At 64.1% G+C, this 24,961-nt stretch carries 26 protein-coding genes; 22 read left to right on the top strand and 4 right to left on the bottom strand.

The annotated features are described in order from the left end of the window. The first annotated feature begins 83 nt into the window (after positions 1-83). Positions 84-767, top strand: coding sequence for a response regulator transcription factor (locus tag NCS02_RS19575; protein WP_033536934.1), 684 nt, complete (start codon positions 84-86; stop codon positions 765-767). A 24-nt stretch (positions 768-791) separates the two neighbouring features. Here NCS02_RS19575 and NCS02_RS19570 read toward each other — a convergent pair whose 3' ends face one another. Then, positions 792-986 (bottom strand): DUF3563 family protein, encoded by a 195-nt coding sequence (locus NCS02_RS19570; protein ID WP_008354402.1) that lies wholly within the window; start codon positions 984-986, stop codon positions 792-794. 279 nt (positions 987-1,265) lie between these two features. Between NCS02_RS19570 and NCS02_RS19565 the strand changes: the two genes are divergently transcribed. From NCS02_RS19565 to NCS02_RS19540, 6 genes are all read left to right on the top strand, one after another. After that, positions 1,266-1,631 (top strand): hypothetical protein, encoded by a 366-nt coding sequence (locus NCS02_RS19565; protein ID WP_008354403.1) that lies wholly within the window; start codon positions 1,266-1,268, stop codon positions 1,629-1,631. Between the two features lie 82 nt (positions 1,632-1,713). Continuing rightward, the gene (gene dinB / locus NCS02_RS19560; protein ID WP_250503138.1) at positions 1,714-2,892 is read left to right on the top strand and encodes a DNA polymerase IV; all 1,179 of its coding nucleotides are present in this window, start codon (positions 1,714-1,716) and stop codon (positions 2,890-2,892) included. A 113-nt stretch (positions 2,893-3,005) separates the two neighbouring features. Beyond that, positions 3,006-3,902: a TauD/TfdA dioxygenase family protein gene (locus tag NCS02_RS19555; RefSeq protein ID WP_250436125.1), complete on the top strand. Its 897-nt coding sequence runs from the start codon at positions 3,006-3,008 to the stop codon at positions 3,900-3,902. A gap of 29 nt (positions 3,903-3,931) precedes the next feature. After that, positions 3,932-4,954, top strand: coding sequence for an ABC transporter substrate-binding protein (locus NCS02_RS19550; protein ID WP_250503137.1), 1,023 nt, complete (start codon positions 3,932-3,934; stop codon positions 4,952-4,954). Positions 4,955-5,053: 99 nt separating this feature from the next. Then, a complete protein-coding gene (locus tag NCS02_RS19545; RefSeq protein ID WP_008354408.1) occupies positions 5,054-5,878 on the top strand; it encodes an ABC transporter ATP-binding protein in 825 nt (274 codons plus the stop codon). Continuing rightward, positions 5,875-6,753 (top strand): ABC transporter permease, encoded by an 879-nt coding sequence (locus NCS02_RS19540; RefSeq protein ID WP_250519940.1) that lies wholly within the window; start codon positions 5,875-5,877, stop codon positions 6,751-6,753. Before NCS02_RS19545 ends, NCS02_RS19540 begins: the two co-directional genes overlap by 4 nt. Before the next feature lie 6 nt (positions 6,754-6,759). Here NCS02_RS19540 and NCS02_RS19535 read toward each other — a convergent pair whose 3' ends face one another. After that, positions 6,760-7,653 carry a LysR family transcriptional regulator gene (locus NCS02_RS19535; RefSeq protein WP_250503136.1) on the bottom strand — a complete coding sequence of 298 codons (894 nt, stop codon included), beginning with the start codon at positions 7,651-7,653 and terminating at the stop codon, positions 6,760-6,762. Positions 7,654-7,761: 108 nt separating this feature from the next. On the opposite strand from NCS02_RS19535, the gene NCS02_RS19530 reads away from it, so the two are divergent. Both NCS02_RS19530 and NCS02_RS19525 read left to right on the top strand, forming a co-directional pair. Then, a complete protein-coding gene (locus NCS02_RS19530) occupies positions 7,762-8,766 on the top strand; it encodes an aldo/keto reductase (protein WP_008354411.1) in 1,005 nt (334 codons plus the stop codon). 68 nt (positions 8,767-8,834) lie between these two features. After that, positions 8,835-9,647, top strand: coding sequence for an exodeoxyribonuclease III (locus NCS02_RS19525; RefSeq protein WP_250503134.1), 813 nt, complete (start codon positions 8,835-8,837; stop codon positions 9,645-9,647). On the opposite strand, the gene NCS02_RS19520 is transcribed toward NCS02_RS19525, so the two are convergent. After that, positions 9,644-10,468, bottom strand: coding sequence for an alpha/beta hydrolase (locus NCS02_RS19520; protein WP_250436122.1), 825 nt, complete (start codon positions 10,466-10,468; stop codon positions 9,644-9,646). The two genes, NCS02_RS19525 and NCS02_RS19520, sit on opposite strands and share 4 nt — an antisense overlap. 539 nt (positions 10,469-11,007) lie before the next feature. Continuing rightward, positions 11,008-12,378, bottom strand: coding sequence for a nucleobase:cation symporter-2 family protein (locus NCS02_RS19515; RefSeq protein ID WP_250503133.1), 1,371 nt, complete (start codon positions 12,376-12,378; stop codon positions 11,008-11,010). Between the two features lie 131 nt (positions 12,379-12,509). Here NCS02_RS19515 and NCS02_RS19510 point away from each other — a divergent pair, with 131 nt between their 5' ends. From NCS02_RS19510 to NCS02_RS19450, 13 genes are all read left to right on the top strand, one after another. Continuing rightward, the gene (locus tag NCS02_RS19510) at positions 12,510-12,737 is read left to right on the top strand and encodes a hypothetical protein (protein WP_250503132.1); all 228 of its coding nucleotides are present in this window, start codon (positions 12,510-12,512) and stop codon (positions 12,735-12,737) included. Positions 12,738-12,761: 24 nt separating this feature from the next. Continuing rightward, positions 12,762-13,679 carry an STAS domain-containing protein gene (locus NCS02_RS19505; protein WP_008354416.1) on the top strand — a complete coding sequence of 306 codons (918 nt, stop codon included), beginning with the start codon at positions 12,762-12,764 and terminating at the stop codon, positions 13,677-13,679. A 62-nt stretch (positions 13,680-13,741) separates the two neighbouring features. Further along, the gene (locus NCS02_RS19500) at positions 13,742-14,101 is read left to right on the top strand and encodes an STAS domain-containing protein (protein WP_008354417.1); all 360 of its coding nucleotides are present in this window, start codon (positions 13,742-13,744) and stop codon (positions 14,099-14,101) included. Between the two features lie 21 nt (positions 14,102-14,122). Next, positions 14,123-14,563 (top strand): anti-sigma regulatory factor, encoded by a 441-nt coding sequence (locus NCS02_RS19495; protein ID WP_008354418.1) that lies wholly within the window; start codon positions 14,123-14,125, stop codon positions 14,561-14,563. After that, positions 14,548-15,615, top strand: coding sequence for an ATP-binding SpoIIE family protein phosphatase (locus NCS02_RS19490; protein WP_008354419.1), 1,068 nt, complete (start codon positions 14,548-14,550; stop codon positions 15,613-15,615). The genes NCS02_RS19495 and NCS02_RS19490 overlap by 16 nt, the downstream gene beginning before the upstream one ends. Then, positions 15,612-17,360, top strand: coding sequence for an ATP-binding response regulator (locus tag NCS02_RS19485; RefSeq protein ID WP_250523265.1), 1,749 nt, complete (start codon positions 15,612-15,614; stop codon positions 17,358-17,360). Before NCS02_RS19490 ends, NCS02_RS19485 begins: the two co-directional genes overlap by 4 nt. Then, positions 17,333-19,252: a hybrid sensor histidine kinase/response regulator gene (locus NCS02_RS19480; protein WP_250503131.1), complete on the top strand. Its 1,920-nt coding sequence runs from the start codon at positions 17,333-17,335 to the stop codon at positions 19,250-19,252. Before NCS02_RS19485 ends, NCS02_RS19480 begins: the two co-directional genes overlap by 28 nt. Positions 19,253-19,353: 101 nt before the next feature. After that, on the top strand, positions 19,354-20,370 hold the full coding sequence (locus NCS02_RS19475; protein WP_175982871.1) for a glycosyltransferase family 2 protein: 1,017 nt from the start codon (positions 19,354-19,356) through the stop codon (positions 20,368-20,370). Between the two features lie 198 nt (positions 20,371-20,568). Beyond that, a complete protein-coding gene (locus tag NCS02_RS19470; RefSeq protein ID WP_175982872.1) occupies positions 20,569-21,222 on the top strand; it encodes a GntR family transcriptional regulator in 654 nt (217 codons plus the stop codon). Between the two features lie 26 nt (positions 21,223-21,248). Continuing rightward, positions 21,249-22,055 (top strand): SDR family oxidoreductase, encoded by an 807-nt coding sequence (locus tag NCS02_RS19465; RefSeq protein ID WP_250440763.1) that lies wholly within the window; start codon positions 21,249-21,251, stop codon positions 22,053-22,055. Positions 22,056-22,070: 15 nt separating this feature from the next. Continuing rightward, positions 22,071-23,003 (top strand): 3,5-dioxohexanoate:acetyl-CoA acetone transferase, encoded by a 933-nt coding sequence (gene kce, locus NCS02_RS19460; RefSeq protein ID WP_008354425.1) that lies wholly within the window; start codon positions 22,071-22,073, stop codon positions 23,001-23,003. A gap of 14 nt (positions 23,004-23,017) precedes the next feature. Continuing rightward, positions 23,018-23,791, top strand: coding sequence for an N-acyl homoserine lactonase family protein (locus NCS02_RS19455; protein WP_008354426.1), 774 nt, complete (start codon positions 23,018-23,020; stop codon positions 23,789-23,791). Positions 23,792-23,831: 40 nt separating this feature from the next. Further along, positions 23,832-24,959 (top strand): sugar ABC transporter substrate-binding protein, encoded by a 1,128-nt coding sequence (locus NCS02_RS19450; RefSeq protein ID WP_008354427.1) that lies wholly within the window; start codon positions 23,832-23,834, stop codon positions 24,957-24,959. Positions 24,960-24,961: the final 2 nt, after the last annotated feature.

The raw sequence follows: 24,961 nt of genomic DNA, 5'->3' as shown, positions 1-24,961 counted from the left end.
GTGCGTTTTCCGTTTTCCCAGATCCTTCGGGCCGCATTCCGGGCGCGTGGCGCGCGCCATTCTCGCGGGACGCGGGGTGGAACATGCGAATTCTTCTGATCGAAGACGACGTGCAGATCGGCACGAGCCTGATGCGTGCGCTCAAGGACGCCGATTACGCCGTCGATTGGGTCCGCGACGGCAACGCGGGCCGCGAGGCGATCAACGCCGCCGAGTACACCGTCGTGCTGCTCGATCTCGGCTTGCCGGGCATGACGGGCATCGAACTCTTGCGGCAGGCGCGCACGTCCGGCAACGCGACGCCGGTGCTGATCCTCACCGCGCGCGACGATCTCGACACACGCGTCCAGGGCCTCGATCTCGGCGCCGACGACTATCTGCTCAAGCCCTTCGACATGCCCGAACTGCTGGCGCGCATCCGCGCGGTGCTGCGCCGCAAGGCGGGCTACGCGGTCTCGCGCCTCGGCGACGATTCGCTCTGCCTCAATCTCGATCAGCGTACGCTTACGTGCGGAGAGACGTCGGGCGTGCTGTCCGCGCGTGAATTCGCGCTGATGCACGCGCTGCTCGAACGTCCCGGCACGATCTTCTCGCGCGATCAACTCGAAGACCGTCTCTACGGCTGGGGCAAGGAAGTGGAGAGCAACGCGGTCGACGTGCTGATCCATTCGGTGCGCAAGAAATTCGGCGCGGGCGTGATCCGCAACGTGCGCGGCCTCGGCTGGACGGTGATGCTCGGCCAGGCCGGCCGCGAGGAAACGAAATAGCGCGCGCGACATTGGCGGCGCGGGTCAATGCTCGTCGTATCGACGGCCGAGCGCGCCGCAAAAATACATGCTGTAGTCGTGATCCTGCGTTTCGATCTGACGCATGCGCCGTTCGAGATCCGCGAGATCGCTCGACGATGCGAGATAGTCGTCGCGGGCTTCCTGCGCGGTGCGGATCGAAAAGAGATGGTCGATGGAGTGAGTGAGACGTTCAAACATGATGTGCTCCCGTCGTTAGATGCAGGCCGATGAGTGGGGCCGACGAAAGCAGGTTATGCGCGCTGAATTAGCAGCGAATGAGAGCGCGAAGCAGCGACTCGCGGCATGCGCGATGCTGCTCTTCGCATGACGAAGCGTTCGCCAACGCACCGTGACGCGGATCACGCTGCGGGGAGGCACTGCCGCGCCGCACCATCCCGTGCTATCTTGTTTTAATAGGGGTTTCATACGGAACTGTGCGCTGTTCGCATTCGTCGATCGTCTCTCGTGAAGGCCGCCATGAACGATGTGTCTCGTACCCTCAGTGCCCGCGACCGCGTCGAGTTGCTTTGCTGGCTCACATGCGGCAGTCTCGGCGCGTATTACCTCAATGGCGACTGGCCGGCGGCCTCGTTTCACGTACAGGCCGCGCACAAGTGGCTCGACCGTCATCAGCGGCTCGCGGACTGGCTGACGGTCGCGAAGCTCGCGGCCATCGCCCGCGACATCGCCACGCAGCATTGCGCGATGCTCGAAGCCGACTGGGCCCGCGACGCCGTCGAGGAAATTCTCGATAGCGAAGACCTCAACTATCAATCGGATGTCGTGCGGCAGGTTTTCGACGATTGCCGCCGCGCGCTCGCGGAAAAGCGCACGCCGGAATGAGCCGGCCATCGCGACGGGCGGCCTCTAGCGCGAACACCTGTATGGATGTACAGTAAGCCATTTTTCTGCTCTCGTCGCCGCGATGGACGCGCTGTCCTCCACATCCGCACCGCGCCGCATCGCGCATCTCGACATGGACGCCTTCTTCGCGTCGGTCGAACTTCTGCGTTATCCGGAATTGCGCGGCATGCCCGTCGTGGTCGGCGGCGGGCGCAGCGCCACGCCTGAAACGTTGCCCGACGGCACGCGCCGCTTCAAGCGTCTGCGCGATTACGCGGGTCGCGGCGTCGTCACCACGTCTACCTACGAGGCGCGCAAGTTCGGCGTCTTTTCCGCGATGGGCATGATGAAAGCCGCCCAGCTCGCGCCCGACGCAATTCTTCTGCCGACCGATTTCGAGTCCTATCGCCATTATTCGCGGCTTTTTAAGGCGGCCGTCGCGACGTTCACCACGCAGATCGAGAATCGCGGCATCGACGAAATTTATATCGATGTCAGCGATCTACCCGGCGAATCCCCGGAGATCGGCCAGCGCATGAAGGACGCCGTGCACGACGCGACGGGCCTCACCTGCTCGATCTGCATCGCGCCGAACAAGCTGCTCGCGAAGATCGGCTCCGAGCTCGACAAGCCCGACGGTCTCACCATCCTCACGATGGACGATCTGCCAACGCGCATCTGGCCGCTCGCCGCGCGCAAGGTGAACGGCATCGGACCGAAGGCGAACGAGAAGCTCGCGGCGCTCGGCATCGTGACCGTGGGCGATATTGCCGCCGCCGATCCCGGTTTCCTGCAGACGCATTTCGGCCACACGTACGCCGCCTGGCTCGCGCGCATCGCGCAGGGGCAGGACGAGCGGCCTGTCGTCGTCACTTCGACGCCCAAGTCGATGAGCCGCGAGACGACCTTCGAGCGGGACTTTCATCCGAAGCAGGATCGCGCGACGCTTTCCGCCGAGTTCACGGGGCTGTGCACGCGCGTCGCCGAAGACTTGCAGCGCAAGGGCTACGTCGGGCGCACGGTCGGCATCAAGCTGCGCTTCGACGACTTCCGCACCGTGACGCGCGATCTGACCGTGCCCGTCGCGACCGCCGATCCCGTCGAGATTCGCCGCGCCGCGACCGAATGCCTGAAGCGCATCGTGCTCGATCGCCGCATCCGTCTGCTCGGCGTACGCGTCAGCGCGCTCGCCGGGCGCGACGAAAGCGGCTTCGTCGAGCCGGTGCAGGTCGAATTGCCGTTCGATATCGCCGGCGACTGAAGCGCGCCTTATTTCATAGGCGCATAACGTAATCGCAGATGCTTCGTTGCCGCGCGAATCGCCGCGCGTTAGATTGATCGCTTCCCCAAGCTATCGATTGCCACTAGTTCGACGTGACGATTCTCACTGCCCCCATTGCCGAGCACGCTGCCGCCGATCAATCCATCGAGATTCGCCCGTTCGATGCGCCGCTCGGCGCGGAAGTCATCGGGCTCGATCTGTCGAAGCCATTGTCACAAGCCGATTTCGCGCGCATCCATCGCGCGCATCTGGATCATCACGTTCTCGTGTTTCGCGATCAGCGCATCACGCCCGACGAACAGGTCGCGTTCAGCAAGCGCTTCGGTCCGCTGCAGATTCACGTGCTGCATCAGTTCGGGCTCGGGGGGCATCCGGAAGTGCTGATCGTGTCGAACATCGTCGAGAACGGCAAGCCGATCGGTCTCGGCGATGCGGGTCATTTCTGGCATTCCGATCTTTCGTACAAAGACAAGCCGAGTCTCGGCTCGATGCTGCACGCGCAGGAATTGCCCGCGACCGGCGGCGACACGCTGTTCGCGAATCAGCATCTCGCGTGGGACACGCTGCCCGCGCATCTGCGCGATGCAGTCGAAGGCCGCGTCGCCGAACACACCTATCTCGCCAAATACGGCGAGCTGCAAAAGCGCAGTCCGTGGCGTCCGAATCTGTCGGCGGAGCAGATCGCGCAAGTCAAGCCGGTGACGCATCCGATCGTGCGGACGCATCCGGAAACCAAGCGTCGCGCGCTCTTCGTGAGCGAGCATTTCACGACGCGCATCATCGGTCTGCCGGAAGACGAAAGCCGCGCCTTGCTCGCGGAACTCTTCGCGCATAGCACGCAAAGCGAGTTCGTCTATCGCCATCAATGGCGCGAACGCGACATGGTCTTCTGGGACAACCGCTCGGTGATGCATCTCGCCGCCGGCACGCCCGACGATCAGCGCCGCAAGCTCTATCGCACGACCATCGAAGGCGACGCGCCTTTCTAAAAAGCCACTATTTTTACGGGGTTTCATCGATGCATTCTCGAACCGGGAAGGGCGGCGCACGCGCGCTCGTCGCGGCGCTTTCGCTCGCGATCGGCGTCACGTCGGCGAGCGCGCATGCCGAAGGCACGTTGCGCATCGCCGAGCAATTCGGCGTCGTGTATCTGCTGCTCAATGTCGCGCGCGACCAGAAGTTCATCGAGCAGGAAGGCAAGAAGGAAGGGCTCGATATCAAGGTCGACTGGGCGAAGCTGTCGGGCGGATCGAGCGTCAACGATGCGCTGTTGTCCGGCTCGGTCGATATCGCCGCGGCGGGCGTCGGCCCGTTGCTGACGATCTGGGACCGCACGCACGGACGGCAAAACGTGAAGGGCGTCGCGTCGCTCGGCAACTTCCCGTATTACCTCGTATCGAACGATCCGCGCGTAAAAACCATCGCCGATTTCACCGACAAGGATCGCATCGCGGTGCCGGCAGTCGGCGTGTCGGTGCAATCGCGCGTCCTGCAATACGCGGCGGCGAAGCAATGGGGCGACAAGGAATACAACCGCCTCGACAAGCTCACGCAAGCGGTGCCGCATCCGGACGCAGCCGCGGCGCTCATCGCGGGCGGCACGGAGATCAACGCGCACTTCGGCAATCCGCCGTTCCAGCAGCAGGAACTCGCGGGCAATCCAAAAGCGCATATCGTGCTCAATTCATACGATGTGCTCGGCGGCCCCAGTTCCGCGACGGTGCTCTACGCGACCGAGAAATTCCGCAACGAGAATCCGAAGACGTATCGCGCGTTTGTCGCCGGTCTTGCCGATGCCGCGCGCTATATCACGCAACATCCGGAACAAGCCGCCGATATCTACCTGCGCGTGAACAACGCGAAGATCGACCGCGATTTGCTTATCAACGTGATCAAGGATCCGTCGGTGCAATTCAAGGTCGCGCCGCAAAACACGTTCGGGCTCGCGCAGTTCATGCATCGCGTCGGCGTCATCAAGAACGAGCCGAAGTCGTGGCAGGATTACTTCTTCACCGATCCCGCGACGAAAGACGGAAGCTGACGCCGCTTATCGGCGATTGCGGATTCGATATGCGCAATGATTGGTTCGCTCGAGCGCAGCGCGCCGGTATCGTGATCGTTTGCAATCGGGCAGATGAACATGGCCGCCAATCCCCAAGCGCTTTATTCGCACGAAGCCGATCGTGAGGCTGCGACGAGCGGCAAGCTTCTCAGCGCGAAGAACGTCACGCTCGAATACCGCACGCCGGAGCGGCTCGTTCGCGCGACGCACGATGTCAGCTTCGATGTCTACGGCGCCGACCGCTTCGTGCTGCTCGGGCCTTCGGGCTGCGGCAAGTCGACCTTGCTCAAGGCCGTTGCCGGCTTCATCGAGCCGGTTGGAGGCAGCATCGAAATCGGCGGTGAACGTGTGCGCGGGCCGGGCGCGGATCGCATCGTCGTGTTTCAGGAGTTCGATCAGTTGCCGCCGTGGAAGACCGTCGTGCAGAACGTCGCCTTTCCGCTGCGCGTCGCGCGCAAGCTCGGCCGCGCCGAAGCTCGCGAACGCGCGCTGCATTATCTCGACAAGGTCGGTCTCGCCAAATTCGCCGATGCGTATCCGCATACGCTGTCGGGCGGCATGAAGCAGCGCGTCGCCATTGCACGCGCCCTCGCGATGCAGCCGCGCGTGCTGCTGATGGACGAGCCCTTCGCCGCACTCGATGCGCTCACGCGACGCCGCATGCAGGAAGAGCTCTTGCGCCTCTGGAGCGACGAGCGATTCACGCTGTTGTTCGTCACGCACTCGATCGAGGAAGCGCTGATCGTCGGCAATCGCATTCTGCTGCTGACGCCGCATCCGGGACGCGTGCGCGCCGAGCTCAACAGTCATCAATACACGCAGGACAGCCTGGGTCGCGGCGAGTTTCAGCAGAGCGTCGCGCGCATTCATCGTCTGTTGTTCGAAGAGGAGCGCGCGCAATGAGCACGCCGCATCTGATCGTGCCGCCCGTGCGGCCCGAGTATGAAATCGCGCCTGCCGCGAGCGTCGCCGTCGAACATGAAGCGCCGTTGCCGCTGTCGAAGCGGCTAGCGGATCGTGCGTGGCTGCGCAAGTCGATCATCGCGCTCGTGCTGATCGCGTTGTGGGAAATCGCCGCACGCGCCGTCGATAACGATCTGCTGTTGCCCACTTTCAGCGCGACCTTCGTCGCATTCGTGCAGGGCATCGCGTCGGGCGAACTCATCGAGAAGATCGGCATTTCGATATCGGTACTGCTGCGCGGCTATGCGCTCGGCGCGGCGCTCGCGTTCGCGCTGACATCGCTTGCGGTCTCGACGCGCATCGGCCGCGACATCCTTTCGATGCTCACCGCGATGTTCAATCCGCTGCCTTCCATCGCGCTGTTGCCGCTCGCGTTGCTGTGGTTCGGCCTCGGCACCGGAAGCCTGCTTTTCGTGCTCGTGCATTCGGTGTTGTGGCCGCTCGCGCTCAACACGTATGCGGGCTTTCAGGCCGTGCCGACGACCTTGCGCATGACGGGCCGCAACTACGGTCTCGACGGCATGCGCCATGTGATGCTGATTCTGGTGCCCGCCGCGTTGCCTTCGATTCTCGCGGGCTTGCGCGTGGGCTGGGCCTTCGCGTGGCGCACGCTGATTGCGGCGGAGCTCGTGTTCGGCGCGAGCTCGGGCAAGGGCGGGCTCGGCTGGTACATCTTCCAGAACCGCAACGAGCTTTACACGGACCGCGTGTTCGCGGGACTGGCTGCGGTCATCGTGATCGGCCTTGCTGTGGAGCATCTCGTCTTCGATACGATCGAGCGCGTGACCGTGCGCCGCTGGGGCGTGCAGCAATGAGCGCGCTCAATTCCCCGCGCGAATGAAGTCGATGAACGCGCGCAACGGCCCCGGCATGTGCGCGCGGCTCGGATAATAGAGACGCGGCCCGGTGAAACTCTGCCACCACGGTTTGAGCACGGGCACGAGCGCGCCATCGTCGATGGCCGCGCGCACGAACTCGTCGAACGTATAGACGAGGCCCAATCCCGCGATGGCCGCGCTTCGGCTGATCTCGATCGACGACGTGACGAGCGGTCCTTCCGGCGCGATGCGTATCGTTTCCTTGCCGCGCATGAATTCCCACACGGCCAGCACGCCGCTATCGAAACGATGCCCGATGCACGCGTGATTCACGAGTTCGCGCGGATGCTTCGGGTCGCCGTGCGCCGCGAGATAAGCCGGCGACGCCACCGCGACGAAGCGTTGCGTGCGCGGCCCGATCGGCACGGCGATCATGTCGCGCTCGATGCGCTCGTCATAACGGATGCCCGCATCGAAACCGGCGGCGAGCACGTCGATGAAGGTATCGGTTGCGCTGATCTCCAGCTTGATGCCCGGATGCGCCGTCAGAAAACGCGCGACGATTGGCGGCAGGATCTCGCGTGACACGATGCGCGGGACGTTCAGGCGCAACGTGCCGGTCGGGCTGTCGCGAAAGCCGTTGACGGCATCGAGCGCGCCCGCGATTTCCGCGAACGCGGGCCCGAGGCGTTCGATGAGCCGCTCGCCCGCTTCGGTCGGCGTGACGCTGCGCGTCGTGCGATTCAAAAGCCGCACGCCCAGACGCGTTTCGAGCCTGCGTATGGCCTCGCTCAGCGACGACGCCGACACGCCGCGCAACAGCGCCGCCTGCCTGAAGCCACGCGACCGCGCGACGGCCAGAAACGCGTGAAGATCCGACAAATCCGGTTCGCTCATCTCTCACCCATTGTTCGCTGGGGCGCACAGCCCATTCGGATTGAGGCGGATTATCGCACGCGAGGTTTGCTCCCATAATCGTCTCCATTCTTCAAGGAGAGAACGAACATGGAACAACGCAAGCTCGGAAAGAACGGACCGCAATCGTCGGCGATCGGCCTCGGATGCATGGGCATGTCGGGCATGTACGGGCCGTCGGATCGCGCGGAGAGCATCGCGACGATACACGCGGCCCTCGAAGCGGGCGTGACGCTGCTCGACACCGGCGACTTCTACGGCATGGGGCACAACGAAATGCTGATCGGCGAAGCGTTGAGAAGCGCGCCGCCTTCACGCCGCGATGCGGCGATTCTCAGCGTGAAATTCGGCGGCATGCGCGATCCGGCCGGCCGGTTCATCGCGTTCGATGGACGGCCCGTCGCCGTGAAGAATTCGCTCGCGTATACATTGCAGCGGCTCGGCGTCGAACATATCGACATTTATCGGCCCGCGCGCCTCGATGCGAACGTGCCGGTCGAAGACACCGTCGGCGCGATCGCCGAGATGATCGACGCGGGCTATGTGCGCCACGTCGGATTGTCGGAAGTCGGCGCGGACACGATTCGCCGTGCCGCCGCCGTGCATGCGGTGTGCGATCTGCAGATCGAATACTCGCTGATTTCGCGCGGCCTCGAGGAATCGATTCTTCCGGCATGCCGCGAACTCGGCATCGGCATCACGGCGTACGGCGTGCTGTCGCGCGGACTCATCAGCGGACACTGGAGCCGCGACGCCGCGCAATCCGGCGACTGGCGCGCGAACAGTCCGCGCTTTCAGCAAGGCAACGTCGAACGCAATCTCGCGCTCGTCGATGCGTTGCGCAAGATCGCCGATGCAAAAGGCGTGAGCGTCGCGCAGATCGCGATCGCGTGGGTGCTCGCGCAGGGCGATGACATCGTGCCTGTCGTCGGCGCGCGCCGTCGCGACCGTCTGACGGAATCGCTCGGGGCGCTCGATGTCGCGCTCACGAAGGATGACCTCGCCGCGATCGAAGCGGCGGTACCGAAGGGCGCGGCGGCGGGCGATCGCTACGAGGCCGTGCAGATGGCGCATCTCGACAGCGAGAAGCGCTGAATCTCCCGGCGTGGTTCGCGACGCGGCACGCAAACTGCGACGCGTGTAGCATCGATCCCGATCCACCGATGGAGAGACGCCGAGTGAAAATCGCGACCTTCAACATCAACGGCATCCGTCCGCGGCTCGACGCCTTGCTGACATGGCTCGAACGCGAATCGCCCGATATCGTCTGCCTGCAGGAACTGAAAGCGACCGACGCGCAGTTTCCCGCCGACGCGATCGCGAACGCGGGCTACGGCGCGCTATGGCATGGGCAGCAATCGTGGAACGGCGTGGCGATTCTCGCGAAAGACGCGGAGCCGGTGCTGAGCCGGCGCGGGCTGCCGGGTTACGAAGACGATACGCATAGCCGTTATATCGAGGCGGCCGTGGGCGGCTTGCTGATCGGCTGTCTTTATCTTCCGAACGGCAATCCGCAGCCCGGCCCGAAGTTCGATTACAAGCTCGAATGGTTCGCGCGCTTCAACGCACATGCGAAGATGTTGCTCGATAGCGGACATCCCGTTGTGCTCGCGGGCGATTACAACGTCGTGCCGACCGATGACGACATCTACAACACGCGCTCGTGGCTGAAGGACGCGCTGTTGCAGCCGGAGAGCCGCGCGGCCTACGCGGATTTGCTCGCGCAAGGCTGGACCGATGCGCTGAAGCAGAAGTTTCCCGATGAGCGCATCTATACGTTCTGGGATTACTTCCGCAATCATTGGCAGACGAATTCGGGCTTGCGCATCGATCACATCCTTCTTAGCAAGGATCTCGCGAAGAAGCTGGAGGCGGCGGGCGTCGACAAATGGGTGCGCGGCGAGCCGCATGCGAGCGATCATGCGCCGGCGTGGGTCACGCTCAAGCTCGGGCGCACGCGCAGGAAATCGGCTTAGGCTTGCAGCGTGTCGCGCGTCGGTTGCAGTGACGCGAGGAATTGCATCGCGTGTTCGCGGCCGCCCATCGTCCAAACGTCGAGATGATCGGCGTCTTCGATGAGCGCGAGACGCTTGTCGCCGCGTGCTGCATCGAAGAGACGCTGGAAGTGTTCGGGCGGAATCACGCCGTCTTTCGTGCCGCCGTAGATCAAGAGCGGCGCATCGATCGATGCGATTTTCGCGAGGCTTTCGTAGCGATCGCGTGCGAGCAGCCGCACGGGAAAGAGCCGGAAGCGTTTCGCGGCGACATCGACGATGCTCGTGAACGGCGCTTCGAGCATCAGCGCATGGATCTTCGCGACGCTTGCAAGCTGCACGGCGACACCCGAGCCGAGCGAATAACCGTGCAGCACGATGTTGCGTGAACGCGCCGCGGCGTAGGCGTAGGCGGCGCGCGCATCGGCGTAAAGGCCGGCTTCGTGCGGCCTGCCGGGATTGCCGCCGTAGCCGCGATATTCGGCGAGCAGCACGCCATAGCCCGCTTCGATCATCTCCAATGCAACATGACCGCGCTGGAAAAGGTCTTCGCCATTGCCGTGAAAGAGGATGACCGTGGGCGCGTCGTCGTCGGGCGGCGCTTTGTAGCGCATGGTCAGGTCGAGGCCGTCATCGGTTCTGATGACGACTGCTTCGGTGCGCGCTTCCACATCGGCGTTCTTGAAGGCTTCGATCTGTTCCAGCGGATAGACGAGCCTTCCTTGCAGCCAATACAGGCCCGCGAGCGCGATCGTGTAGACCAGCGCTATGGCGAGCAGGGCGATCCAGAGGACTTCGCGCATCGGTGTCGGCGGCGGGTTGGCGTTCCTCGTATGGTAGTGGAGTTGCGGCGTGTGGATGCGTGCGCTTGCGCCTGCATTTCATGTACGGGCGGTGAATCGTTACCGACAGAAAAATGACCCAGATGAATTCCGCGGGATCCAATCGATCCAATTCGACGCGGACAACTTGTCGCTGTCAAATCGCCATCGAGTTGATCTGGCGCGCACGCTCATCGACGCTAACAACAGCGTCGCGCGGACTGACATTGCTGTTCTCCTATGGCTATTTTGAAAAGGGCGACGAGACGGAACGGCGGTCACAAAAAAGCGCGTTGAATCCGTCGTTAGCTATCTTCGTGCGCTCGGCGTCGAAGAGAGGCGTATCGAGGTCGACTATGAGATTTGGCCTACCGTTCCAAATGTCCCCGATTCGGAGCGCTTCCAGGTTCTGTTCGAATTCATCCCGGCCAAAAGCCCTTGCGGTTAGGTAGGGCGCGGTTGCGCGCGAGCGATTGCAGGCCGCTTGCGTGGCGCCATCGGCCGGATCTCCGGCAACTCGCTCACTCCCGCACATCCACATCCCCCTGCCGCAAGCTCAAAGGCATCTCCGCAGCGATCTCCTTCTCCACGTCCTCCGCTTCCCGCTCGCGATTGAACAGCGCGTTGAGCAGAATCGCGAACGCCGCGGCGAGCGTGATTCCGCTATGCGTCAGCGGCCCCGCCCACGCCGGCATGTGCGCGAAGAACGCCGGCGCGGCAAGCGGAATCACGCCCACGCCCAGACTGATCGCGATGATGAGCAAGTTGTTCTTGCTATCGAAATCGACCTTGCTCAGGATCTTCACGCCGGTCGCCGCGACCATGCCGAACATCGCGATGCCCGCGCCGCCGAGCACGACCACCGGTATCGAAGCAATCAGATTCGAGAGCTTCGGCAGCAGCCCGAGCAGGATCAGGATCACGCCCGACACCGCGACCACCCAGCGGCTTTTGACGCCCGTAATGCCCACGAGCCCGATGTTCTGCGAAAACGAGGAATGCGGAAACGTATTGAAGATGCCGCCGATCACCGTGCCGAGACCATCGGTGCGCAGTCCGCGCGTCGCATCGATGCGCGAAACGGGGCGCATCGCGAGATCGCCGAGCGCGAGGAACATGCCGAGCGATTCCACCATGATGACGACCATCACGAGACACAGCGAGGCGATCGCCGCGACATCGAAGACCGGCATGCCGAACGCGAACGGCCGCACCGGCGCGAACCACGCGGCTTGACCGACGCCCGCGAAATCGACGAAGCCGAGCGGCAACGCGATCACGAAGCCGATCGCCATGCCGAGCAACACCGAAATATTCGCGACGAAGCCCTTCAGATACTTGTTGATGAGCAGAATCGCGAGCAGCACGATGCCCGCGATCATCAGATTGCGCGGCTCGCCGAAATTCGGTGCGCCGCGTCCGCCGCCCGCCCAGTTGATCGCGACGGGAAAGAGCGTCATGCCGATCGTCAGAATGATCGTGCCCGTGACGATCGGCGGAAAGAAGCGCATCAGCCGTCCGAAGAACGGCGCGATCAGGACCGCGAACACGCCCGCCGCGATGGTCGCGCCGAAGATCGCCGGCAGGCCCGCACCGGATGATGCCATCGCGACCATCGGCCCGACCGGCGCGAAGCTCACGCCCATGATGACCGGCAGGCGGATGCCGAATTTCCATACGCCGATGCACTGCACCAGCGTGACGACTCCGCACGCGAAGAGGTCCGAGCTGATCAGAAACGCGACCTGCTCCTTCGGCAGCTTCAGCGCCGCGCCGATGATGAGCGGCACCGCGATCGCGCCCGCGTACATCACGAGTACGTGCTGAATGCCGACCGCGAGCATCTGACCGATGGGCAGCACTTCGTCGACGGGATGAATCGTTTGGGCCATGTGCGCTCCGGCAAGCTCGAATGTCTATGACGTTGAGTGGGTCGCCCGAGTATTGCACCGCGCGACGGCCGAAAAAATATTCGGGCCGCTATACATGGCATCGGACGCGCGCTTGACTTTGTTCAGGATATTTGACCGATATTGTCCATGCGATCGCGCGCGCACGGCAGCATTTGCCGATTCGGCGCAGCGCGCATCGCGACAAACGGAAGAAATCCTCGAATCCCTTGTGCCGCAAGGCTTGTCGCACTGTCGATTTTTGGGATGGCGTGCTACATTCCGAGCGCTTCGCGTTGCTTTATTTCGATAGCTTTCGCGGCGATGCAACAATCCAGCTTCCAGGGCTTGGCGCCCAATAACATCATTCGCACGGGGATCTCGGCATGGAAATGGTCGGCGGAACGCGGCTTGCCCAACTGTTCACCAGCAACCAGGAGCAATTGCTCGCGGAATGGTTCGCGCAGCAGCACGCCATCGCGGCGCGGCGCGGCCTCGTCGGCGAGGCGGAACTGCGCAATCAGTTCAGCCAGTTCACGTCGCTTCTCGTGACGGCGCTCGGCGCCTCCGAACGCGTCGATTTCAAATCGTCCGCATGGCAGGAAGTGCGCGCGTTTCTCGCGGAAATGTCGGCGCAGCGTGCGCGTCAGGGCTTCACGCCCGTCGAGACCGCGATGTTCGTGTTCTCGCTCAAGCAGCCGCTCTTCGCGCGTTTGCGCGACACGCTCGTCAACGATGCCCCCGCGCTCGCCGATCTCACCTGGACGATCAGCACGCTCTTCGACGAGCTCGGGCTCTTCACGACCGAAGTGTTCCAGGCGAGCCGCGAGCAGGTCATCGTGCGCCAGCAGCAGGAACTGCTCGAACTGTCGACGCCCGTCGTGCAGTTGTGGGACGGCATTCTCGCGCTGCCGCTCATCGGCACGCTCGATTCGGCGCGCACGCAAGTCGTGATGGAAAACCTGCTGCAGAAGATCGTCGAGACGGGCGCGGCCATTTCGATCATCGACATCACCGGCGTGCCGACCGTCGATACGCTCGTCGCGCAGCACTTGCTGAAGACGGTCGCGGCGGCGCGTCTGATGGGCGCGGACTGCATCATCAGCGGTATTCGTCCGCAGATCGCGCAGACCATCGTTCATCTCGGCGTGAATCTCACGAACGTCACGACCAAGGCGACGCTCGCGTCGGCGTTCGTCGTCGCGCTGCAGCGCACGGGCAAGTCGGTGACGGCCGGATCCGCGCAGGACGCCTCGCGCGGCAGCCGCGCAAGCGACGGCTTCGATTCGCTGCAAGCGGAATGACGCAGCCTTTCGCCATTCGAAGCACGCATCGAACGCAACGCGACTGAACGGGGTTTCAAGCGATGGAACGCATTCCGATTCTCACGATGGGCAGGCTCCTGCTCGTCACCATTCAGGTCGACATGCACGACCGGCTCGCGCTCGCGCTGCAGGACGATCTGACGAGCCGCATTGTGAAAGACGGCGCGCGCGGCGTCCTGATCGACATTTCCTCGCTCGACGTGGTCGATTCGTTCATCGGACGCATGATCGGCAACACGGCCGCCATGGCGCGCGTGCTCGATGCCGAGACGGTCGTCGTCGGCATGCAGCCTTCGGTCGCGATCACGCTCGTCGAACTCGGCCTCACGCTTTCGGGCGTACGCACGGCGCTGAACGTGGAGAAGGGCATGGCGCTCCTTTCGAAGGGCGGCACGGCCTGACGGCCGCATGCACACGACTCCATGACGATCTTCAATTCCACAGCCGCGCCGACGTCCTCGTCGCCGCCCGACACGCTGCCGATCCGCAACGACGAGCAGATCGTGCGGCTGCGCCAGTTCGTGCGCGAGAAGGCGGTCTCGCAGGGCCTGTCTCTCATCGACCAGACGAAGTTCGTGACGGCGGCGAGCGAGCTGGCACGCAACACGCTCATCTACGGCGGCGGCGGCGACGTGCATTGCTATCTCGTCGAGCGTAACGGCCGCCGTGGCCTCAAGCTCGAATTCGTCGACAATGGTCCGGGCATTCCGGATATCCCGCGCGCGCTCTCCGACGGATTCACGTCGGGCAGCGGCCTCGGGCTCGGGCTTGGCGGCGCCAAGCGCCTGTGCGACGAATTCGACATCCGCTCCGCGCCGGGCGAAGGCACGCACGTCTCGATCACAAAATGGAAACCGTTCTGAAGGAATCGATGGCCGCGCAGCAGCGCTACGAGATCGCCGAGGCGAGCCAGATCGCCTATGCGCGGCGTTCTATCGGCGAACTCGCGCGGGGGCTCGGTTTCAACGAGACGGCCGCGGGCGAGCTCGCGATCGTCGTCACCGAATGCGGCACGAATCTGCTGAAGCATGCACAGCGCGGCGAATTGCTCGTGCGTCCGCTCGTCGACAGGGGCGCCGGCGCGACTTTGCGCTACGGCATCGAAGTGCTGTGCATCGACAACGGGCCGGGCATTTACGATCTGCATCGCTGTTTCGAGGACGGCTACACGACGGCGGGCAGTCCCGGCAACGGCATGGGCGCGATCGAGCGTCTTTCCGACGAACTCGACATCTGGAGCGCGCCGCAACGCGGCACGGTGTTGCGCGCCGTGTTCTGGAACGCGCCGGGCGCGGCGAACACGCGTGCGCCGCAACTGACATACGGCGTCGTGAACCTGCCGCTGCAAACCGAAACCGTATCCGGCGATGCATGGTCCGTCTACGCGCATGACGGCGAATTCACCGTGCTCGTCGCCGATGGCCTCGGTCACGGACCGCTCGCCAATGTCGCGGCGATCGAGGCGGCCAAAGCGCTCGCCGCGAACGGCGACCAGGCGCTCGATCGCATCATGGAGGCCGCCAACGAGGCGCTGCGCCCGACGCGCGGCGCGGCGGTCGGCATCGCGCGCATGCCGGCTTTCGCGTCGATGCCGGGCATGGCGGTGAGCTTCGCGGGCATCGGCAATATTTCGGCGAGCGTGTGGACCGAAGGCACGCACAAGCATCTCGTGTCGCACAGCGGCATCGTCGGGCATGCGGCGCGGCGCGCGCAGATCTTCGACGTGCCGTATCCGCCGAACGCGCTCGTCGTGCTGCATTCGGACGGGCTCACGTCGCGCTGGGATCTCGCGCGCTATCCGGGCCTCGCGATGCGGCACCCGGCGCTCGTCGCGGCGGTGCTGTATCGCGACTTCGCGCGCGGCCGCGACGACATCACCGTGTTCGTGGCCCGCGCGGCCGGGAGCGCAGGATGACGCAACCGCTCTACACGATGCGGATCGATCACGAGCGCGATATCGTCGCGGTCCGCGTGAAGGCGCGCGATGCGAGCGCGGCGCTCGGCTTCTCGCCGCAGGATCAGACGCGCATTTCCACGTCCGTGCTCGAAGCCGCGCGCACCGTGCTGATCGCGGGGCAGGCGGCGCGCGCGGAATTTCTCGTCGATAACGCCGCGCGCCCGCCGCGCTTCGTCGTGCGTTTTCTGGCGGGCGGCGGTGCGGGCGAGCGTCTGCGCGCCATGCGCCACGACGACTCGCAAGCCGCGCTGGGCCTGCTCGCGGCGCAACGTCTGATGGATCAATGCGCGATCGCCGACGAAGCCGATGGCGACACCTCGATCTCGCTCGCGAAGGCTTTACCCGATGGCGTGCCGTGCGATGCGCAGGCGGTGAAGAACGCACTCGAGCGTCAGCCGAGCGAAGACACGGCCGCGGAATTGCAGCGCCAGAATCGCGAACTGATCGCCGCGCTCGCGGATCTGCGCGAACGTCAGGAGGAGCTCACGCGTCTTACGCGCGAACTCGAGGACACCAATCGCGGTGTCGTCGCGCTTTATGCGGAGCTGGATGCGCGCGCCGATCATCTGCGCCGCGCGGACGAATCGAAATCGCGCTTTCTGTCGAACATGAGCCACGAGTTCCGCACGCCGCTGTCGTCGATCCGCGCGCTCTCGAAACTCTTGCTCGAACGTATCGACGGCGATCTGACGGAAGAGCAGGAAAAGCAGGTGCGCTTCATCCGCAAGGCGGCGGAGGATTTGTCGGAAACGGTCGACGATCTGCTCGATCTCGCGAAGATCGAAGCGGGCAAGATCGAAGTGCGTCCCGCTGAATTTGAAGTTGATACCCTGTTTTCGGCGCTGCGCGGCATGTTGCGGCCGCTGTCGCCGGGCGGCGCGGTGGAACTCGTGTTCGAATCGTGCGAAGGCCTGCCGCCCATTCATACCGATGAAGCCAAGGTCGCGCAGGTGCTGCGCAACTTCGTATCGAATGCGCTCAAGTTCACCGAGCGCGGCGAAGTGCGCGTCGCGGCGAGCTATGACGACGCGCGCCGGCTCATCACGTTTTCCGTCAGCGATACGGGCATCGGCATCGCGCCGGAGCATCAGCAGGTCGTCTTCGAAGAGTTCGGGCAAGTCGAAAACCGCCTTCAGCAATACGTGAAGGGTACGGGCCTCGGCCTGCCGCTGTGCCGCAAGCTGTGCAAGCTGCTCGGCGGCGATGTGTCGCTCGCGAGCGAACCCGGGCGCGGCTCGACTTTCAGCGCGACGATTCCCGCGCATTACGGCGCGGACGTCGACGCCGCGCATCACGCCGCGAGCGATACGCGGCCCGCCGTGCTGATCGTCGCGAGCAATCCGATCGAGCGGCTCGACTGCGAGGCCGCGCTGCGCGCTTCGCCGTATCGCCCGATGAGCGCCGCGACGCTCGACGAAGCGAGCCGCCTGCTCGCGCGCACGCAGCCCGCCGCGTTGCTGCTCGCCGTGCGGCCCGCGCCGTCGGAAGCGTGGATCTGGCTCGCCGCGTTGCGCGCGCAGGCCGCGACGCGCAGCATTCCGATCGTGGTGCTCGGCGAGGACGAGGATCGCAATGAAGCGCGGGCGCTGGGCGCGACCGCGTTCGTTGAAAAGCCGGCGGGCGGTGGCGAGCTGCCGGGCGTGCTGGATGCGGTGACGGGCGAGGGACGAGCATCATCAGAAGCGACTGGAACGAGGTGCTGATCCTCAACGTCGACGACAACGACGGCGCGCGCTATGCGAAAACGCGCATCCTGTCGCGCGCGGGCTTCAACGTGATCGAAGCGCCGACGGGCACGGCCGCGCTCGAACGCGTGCGCGCCGAAGCGCCCGATCTCGTGCTGCTCGACGTGAAGCTGCCCGACATCAACGGGCTCGAAGTGTGCAGGCAGATCAAGGCATCGCCGGAGACGTCGGGCACGCTCGTGCTGCAGACATCGGCGGCGGCGGTGCATAGTCTCGATCGCATTCGCGGTCTCGAAGGCGGCGCGGATAGCTATTTGACCGAGCCTGTCGAACCCGCGGAACTGATCGCGCATGTGCGCGCGTTGCTGCGCGTGCGGCTCGCGGAAAATGCGCTGCGCGAGAGCGAGGAGCGCTTTCGCCAGCTTGCCGGGAATATCGACGACGTGTTCTGGATGCTCGATCCGGCATCCAACGAACTGCTCTATGTGAGCCCCGCTTACGCGCATCTCTTCGATACCGGCGGCGGCGCGCCCGCGCCCCTGCCTGGCCCCGATCACTGGTCCGGCGACATTCTTCCCCTCGATCGCGATCATGTCGCCGAGGCGTATCGGCAACTGCTCGCGAACGGCACGCCGTATCAGGTCGAATATCGCATCGTGCGCGCGAACGGCGGGCCGCGCTGGGTCGCGGAGCGCGCGTTTCCGGTTCACGGCGCGGCGGGTCATCCGGCGCGGCCGTATCGCATTGCGGGCATCGTCAACGATATCTCCGAGCGCAAGGCCGCCGAACTGCTGTTGCGCGAAGCGGACCGCCGCAAGGACGAGTTTCTCGCGATGCTCGCGCATGAATTGCGCAATCCGCTCGCGCCGATCCGCAATGCGGTCGATCTGCTCGATCCGGATCGCGAGCCGTCCGTGCAGCACTTCGCGACGGTGCGCGCGATCATCGACAGACAGGTGCGGCATTTGAGCCGGCTCGTCGACGATCTGCTCGACGTTGCGCGCATCACGCAGGGAAAGATCACGCTGCGCCAGGAGACGGTCGATCTCGCGGCGGCGCTCGCGGCGGCCATCGAGACCGTGCAGCCCGCGCTCGAACGAAAGCGGCACGCGTTGACGGTGAAGCTGCCGGATGCGCCGCTCTACATCGTCGGCGACAGCGTGCGGCTCGCGCAGGTGTTCGGCAATCTGCTGTCGAATGCGTCGAAGTACAGCGTCGAGGAAGGCGAGATCGCCATCGAAACGGAACAGTTCGGCGATGAGGTGCGTATCGTCGTGCGCGACAAGGGCATCGGCATCGCGTCCGACATGCTGCCGCACATCTTCGATCTGTTCGTGCAATCGGAGACATCGCTCGAACGATCGGAGGGCGGGCTCGGCATCGGCTTGCCGCTGGCGAAGACGCTCGTCGAATTGCAGGGCGGACGCATCGAAGCATTCTCGGCGGGGGCGCAGGCGGGCAGCGAGTTCGTCGTGTGGCTGCCGCTCGCGAAGGATGCGCAAGTGGCCACGCAAGGCGCGCCGGCAACGCCCGCGACCGTCAACGCGGGCAAGCGCGTGCTGCTCGTCGATGACAGCGTCGACGCGGCCACCGCGATGGCGCTGCTGCTCGAGGCCGACGGCTTCGACGTTCGCACGGCGCACGATGCAACCGAAGCGCTCGCGGTCTCCGACACCTTCATGCCGCAGATCGTGCTGCTCGATATCGGCTTGCCGGGCATGGACGGATACCGGCTCGCGGCCGAGATGCGCGCGCGTCCCGCAACCGCCGATGCCTTGCTGATCGCCGTGACGGGATACGGGCAGGCGCATGATCGTCAGCGCTCGAAGGAAGCGGGCTTCGATCATCATCTCGTGAAGCCGGTGGCGTTCGCGGAGATTCAAAGGGCGGTGTCGGGAAAGTTCGCCTGAGGGCGGAGCCGAAAAATCTGAATTGCCGATGGAAATGGCGTAATCGCGCGCCGATTGCGGCACACTCCGCCGGGAACAAATCAGAACGGATTCCGGTTCCCATGACATCCTCACCGCTCGTCACCGTCGTCATGCCCGCGTTCAACGCGCAGGCCTTCATCGGCGAAGCAATCGCTTCGATTCGCGCTCAAACGCTCGAAGACTGGGAGCTCATCGTCGTGGACGATGGCTCGATCGATCAGACGTTCGCCGTCGCGCAGCAGGCAGCGGGCGACGACAGCCGCGTGCGCCTCATACGCTTCGGCCGGAACGAGGGCATCAGCGCCGCTTCGAATGCGGGTTTCGACGCGGCGCGCGGCGAGTTCATCGCGCGCATCGACTCGGACGACCGGGCGCTGCCGACGAGGCTCGCCGCGCAAGTCGCCGCTTTCCGCGAGTGCGCGCGCCTTGCCGCTTGCGGCGGCCATGCGCGCTTGTTCGGCGATGGTATTGCCAACGACACTTATGGGCTTTGCACGCTCGGCGACGGCGCTCTGAAGGCCCGGCTTTTCGAAGGCTTCAACACCATCGGCGGCGCAATGCTCATGGTGCGCCGTTCGTTCGTCCGCGAGCATCGCATCCGGTTCGACATGCAGATGGCGAGCGCCGAAGACCTGAACTATCTCGTCGCGATCATGGTGGCCGGCGGCGAGATCGGCAATGTCGATGAAGTCCTCGTCGAGGTCAGGTCGCACCGCACCAGTTTCACCAGAAGCCGGGAAGATCTGGCGGGCCCGGCGATGAAAGGCCTCCGCAAACGTCTTCTGGCGCTCTGGTACCCGAGCCTCGATCCGCGCGACATCGATCTCATCGTTGGCATGTGGTTCGGCCTGGAAGTCGGCACCGACGAATTGCTCGCCGTCGTGCGCGCGGTCGACAGACTCATTGCTGCCGACGCGAAGGACTTCGGGCAAGACGTGTCCGTCCTTCATGATCTCATCGTCAGGCGCTTGGTCGCGGTGGTCGACTTCTTTCGAGGCGCATTCGATGCGTCCCATTTTCAGGCAATCCGCGTGTTGGCCGCTCCGGCCATCGGCGTCGCGCTCGATGCGGCCCGTCTTTCGCACGAAGCGGTCTGAGGCGTCGCTCCGCGTTTTCACCTAGCAATTCAAGGTTGACTCGCGTGCTCGCGCGTCCGACACTTTAGCCATGCAAGTGTGATCACAGGTCACACCAATCGAAAGCATCGCAGCAGCCGAACGAAAGAACGGAGGCAAAAGTTGGCGACACGCTCGACGACGGACTTACCCGCGCTCGAATTAGTTGCACGCGAAACCATGGCCGGTCGCGTTTATGCGCAATTGAGGCAGGCGATCATGACGGGCCGCTTCGCGCCTGGGCAGTTGCTCAGCTTGCGCAGCGTCGCGGAAGCGGTCGGCTCGTCGACCATGCCCGTGCGCGCCGCGCTCACGCGCTTGCAGGCGGAAGGCGCATTGATCGACGGTCCCGGCCGCGCGCTGATGGTTCCGCCGATGACGCTCGAACTCCTCGATGAGTTGCGGGACGTTCGCATCGCACTGGAAGGCGCGGTCGCCAAACGCGCGGCGTCGCGCATGACACGCGCGCATCTCGACGCGCTGCAGGCCATCTTCGACACGATGGACGCACACGTCGAAGCGGGCGACGTGCCCGCGTATCTGCGCAGCAACTTCGAATTTCATATCGCCATTTACACGCACGGCGCGAGCGATCTCACGCTCGCGACCATCCAGAACCTCTGGATGCGCATCGGCCCGTTCCTGAATCTCGTCGCGCCCGACATTCCGCATATGCGCCGTTCGATGGCGGCGCATCGTCATATCGTCGAAGCGCTCTGGCGCGGCGATGGCGAAGGCGCGCGCGCCGGCATCGAGGAAGACATCGGCGATGCGGCCGCCGATCTGCAAGAGCGTTTGCAAAGCGGCGAACTAAGCAACAAGGCAAGCGCCTGACACGCATAACAACAACGGAGACATGGATGACGGTTCTTCAGATGCTGAAACCGCACGCGGGATTGCGCGTGCTCATCACGGGCGGCGCATCGGGCATCGGGCTCGTGATAGCGCGCGCGTTCATCGATGCAGGCGCGCGCGTGCACGTCTGCGATGCGAGTCCCGAAGCAATCGACGCATTGGCGAAAGCCGAAGCGAGCGCGGAGTGCAATGCGATCACGTCGACGCTCGCGGACGTAGCGGACAAGGAAGCGGTCGAGCGCGTATTCGTCGATGTGGAACGCGAGCTCGGCGGACTCGATGTGCTCGTGAACAACGCGGGCATCGCGGGGCCGACGGGCGGCATCGACGAGCTCGATGCGAACGAATGGGAACAGACCGTCGATGTGAATCTGAACGCGCAGTTCTACTTCGCGCGCCGCGCGGTGCCGCTCTTGCGCAAGGCGAATGGCGGCGGGGCGATCATCGCGCTGTCGTCGGTGGCGGGACGGCTCGGCTACGCGTTTCGCACGCCTTATGCCGCGACGAAGTGGGCCGTCGTCGGCATGACGAAGAGCCTGGCTATCGAGCTCGGGCCGTCGAACATTCGCGTCAATGCGATCCAGCCGGGCATCGTGAAAGGGCCGCGCATCGAGCGCGTGATCGCGGCGCGCGCGAAGCAACTGAACGTCTCCTATGAAGAGATGGAGAAGCAATATCTCGCGAAGATTTCGCTGCGCCGCATGACGACGCCCGAGGAAGTCGCGGCCACGGCGCTCTTCCTGTGCTCGCCCGCGGGCAGCGGCATCTCGGGACAGGCGATCTCCGTCTGCGGCAACGTCGAAGTCCTTTAATAGAACGAGGAGCACATGGCAACGAAACGCAAGGTCATCATCACCTGCGCGCCGACGGGCGCGATCCATACGCCTTCGATGTCGCCGTATCTTCCGCTCACGCCGCAGCAGATCGGCGATGCCGCGCTCGCGGCTGCAAAGGAAGGCGCCGCCATTCTGCACCTGCATGCACGCGACCCGAACGATGGTCATCCGACGCAGGATCCCGCCGTGTTTCAGGAGTTTCTGCCGCGCATCAAGGCGGAAACCGATGCGGTCATCAACATCACGACGGGCGGCAGCCCGCACATGACCGTCGCGGAGCGATTGAAGCCCGCGCATCACTTCAAGCCGGAAGTGGCGTCGCTCAACATGGGATCGATGAACTTCGGCCTGTACCCGATGCTCGATCGCTTCAAGGAATTCAAGTACGAGTGGGAGCGCAAGCATCTGGAAAACAGCCGCGATCTCGTGTTCAAGAACACGTTCGCGGATATCGAATACATCCTCACGTCGTGCAGCGATAACGGTACGCGCTTCGAGCATGAGTGCTACGACATCTCGCACCTGTACAACCTCGCGCACTTCGTCGATCGCGGGCTCGTCAAGCCGCCGTTCTTCGTGCAGAGCGTTTTTGGCTTGCTCGGTGGCATCGGGCCGCATCCCGAAGATCTGGCGCATATGAAGCGCACGGCGGATCGTCTCTTCGGCGACGACTATGTATGGTCGATTCTCGGCGCGGGACGTCATCAGATTCCGCTCGGCTCGATGGGCGTCGCGCAGGGATCGAACGTGCGTGTCGGCCTCGAAGACTCGTTGTGGATCGAGCCGGGCAAGCTCGCCGAATCGAGCGCGGCGCAGGTGAAGAAGATTCGCCAGGTGATCGAAGGACTGTCCCTCGATATCGCGACGCCCGCCGAAGCACGCGAGATGCTCAAGCTCAAAGGCGCGAGCGATACCAACTTCTGATAGCGGAGGGCATCGTGAGCACGAAGCTGAAGGTAGTCGCGATGCCGACGGGCTGGCTCACCGTCGATCGCTCATCGCAAGTGTATGGCCGCTACTTCGGCCAGCAGATGAAGGTGCCCGTATGGTCGACGGCGATTGTCGGCGCGCAGAAGAAGATCGTCGTCGATACGGGCATACACGATCCAGGCTGGGTGTCGAACTTCGTGTGCCCATGCGATCAGGCGCCGGAGGAAAAGCTCGAACGCGCGTTGAAGGAGTATGTCGGCTGGAGCGCGGACGAGGTCGATATCGTCATCAACACGCATCTGCATTACGACCATTCCGGCGGCAACACGCTTTTCAAGAATGCGCGCTTCATCGTGCAGGCGGCCGAGTGGGAATACGCGGGTCATCCGCTGCCGACGCAGGCCACGTATTACCAGGAGTTTCTGATCGGCCGCGAGCCGCTCGCGTATTTTCGCTGGCAGTTCGTGAACGGCGTGACCGATATCGTGCCCGGCGTGCGCGTCGTGCCGACGCCGGGTCATACGCCGGGGCATCAGTCCGTCGCGGTCGACACGGAAGAAGGTGTCGTGCTGATCGCCGGCGATTGCGCGAACTGCATGGAGAACATCGTCGATCTCGTTCCAGTGGGCATCGTGCATGAAACGCTGGCGGAGATCGGCTCGTTGTCGCGCATCCGTCAGATCGCCGATTTCGTCATACCCGGACACGACCCGAATGTCGTGCCCGGCAGCGCGGGCATCGCTCTGCCCGCGAGCGCTCGTCTGCCGCACATCCGAAGTTAGAAGCGCCCGCTTCATAACCATACGAATACCGGAGGAAGACATGAAAGCATTGACGCAGTCGATTCGTCATGCGGGACGGGCAGCGCTCGGCCTCGCGTTCGCGGCGGCGCTCGCCGTATCGGGCACGGCGCACGCGGCCGGCAAATACAAGATCTTTTTGTCGATGAGCTATGTCGGCAACGACTGGCAAACCGAAGCCGCGAACATGGTCAAGGCGATGGCCAATACGCCGGGGCTGAAAGACAAGGTCGATCTCGAAGTGCAGGTCGCGGGCACCGATGCGCAGAAGCAGATTCAGCAGATCAACTCGATGGTGCAGGCAGGCGCGAAGGCCATCGTCATCTATCCGATCTCGCCGACGGCGCTCAATCGCGCGATCAAGAACGCGTGCTCGAAGGGCGTCGTCGTCGCGGCGTATGACGGAGAAGTCACCGAGCCGTGCGCGCATAACGTGACGATCGATCAGCATCAGGCGGGCACCGTCACCGCGGAATGGCTCGCGAAGACCATCAACGGCAAGGGCAATGTCGTGATGATCACGGGCGTGCCGGGCACGTCGGTCGATCGCGCACGCACCGAGGCGGCGAAGGCCGTGTTCGCGAAGTATCCGGACATCAAGATCGTCGCGGAAGGAACGGGCATGTGGAGTCAGGCGACCGCGAAGACCGAGCTTTCGAAGATTCTCGCGACGAACAGCTGGGACAAGATCGACGGCCTGTGGATGCAGGTCGGCTGCTTCACGGCGGCGTCGATGCAGCTCGAAGCGGGCATTGCCGACGACAAGATCAAGCCGTGCGCGGGCGAATCGTCTAACGGCCATCGCGTGCAGATGCTGCCGCCGGGCGAAGTGAAGGGACAGGGCGGTTATCGCTCAATCGGCTATCGCTCGATCTCTTACGGCGCGCCTCCGTACTCGGGCGCGATGGCGCTCAAGATGGCCGTGAAGAAGCTCGACGGCGGCGACTTTCCGGCGCGCGTGACGCTCAAGCTGCCGCTTGTGCTGACCTCGGAATCGAAGCTGTGCAAGACGGGCAGCATCGACGAACTGAAGGCGGGCTGCACCGCGTTCCCGCCGGACAAGGTGCCGCCGGGCTGGTTCGCGGACATCTACTCCGAAGAGACGAAGGAAGTCGGCTTCAATGCGGCCTTGACGGGCAATCAGGACTGAGG

The sequence above is a fragment of the Caballeronia sp. NCF2 genome, assembly GCF_023631205.1.
In the GTDB taxonomy this organism is placed as follows: domain Bacteria; phylum Pseudomonadota; class Gammaproteobacteria; order Burkholderiales; family Burkholderiaceae; genus Caballeronia; species Caballeronia zhejiangensis.
Note: the sequence above shows the minus strand (reverse complement) of the source record. Positions and strands in the feature narration are given on the sequence as shown.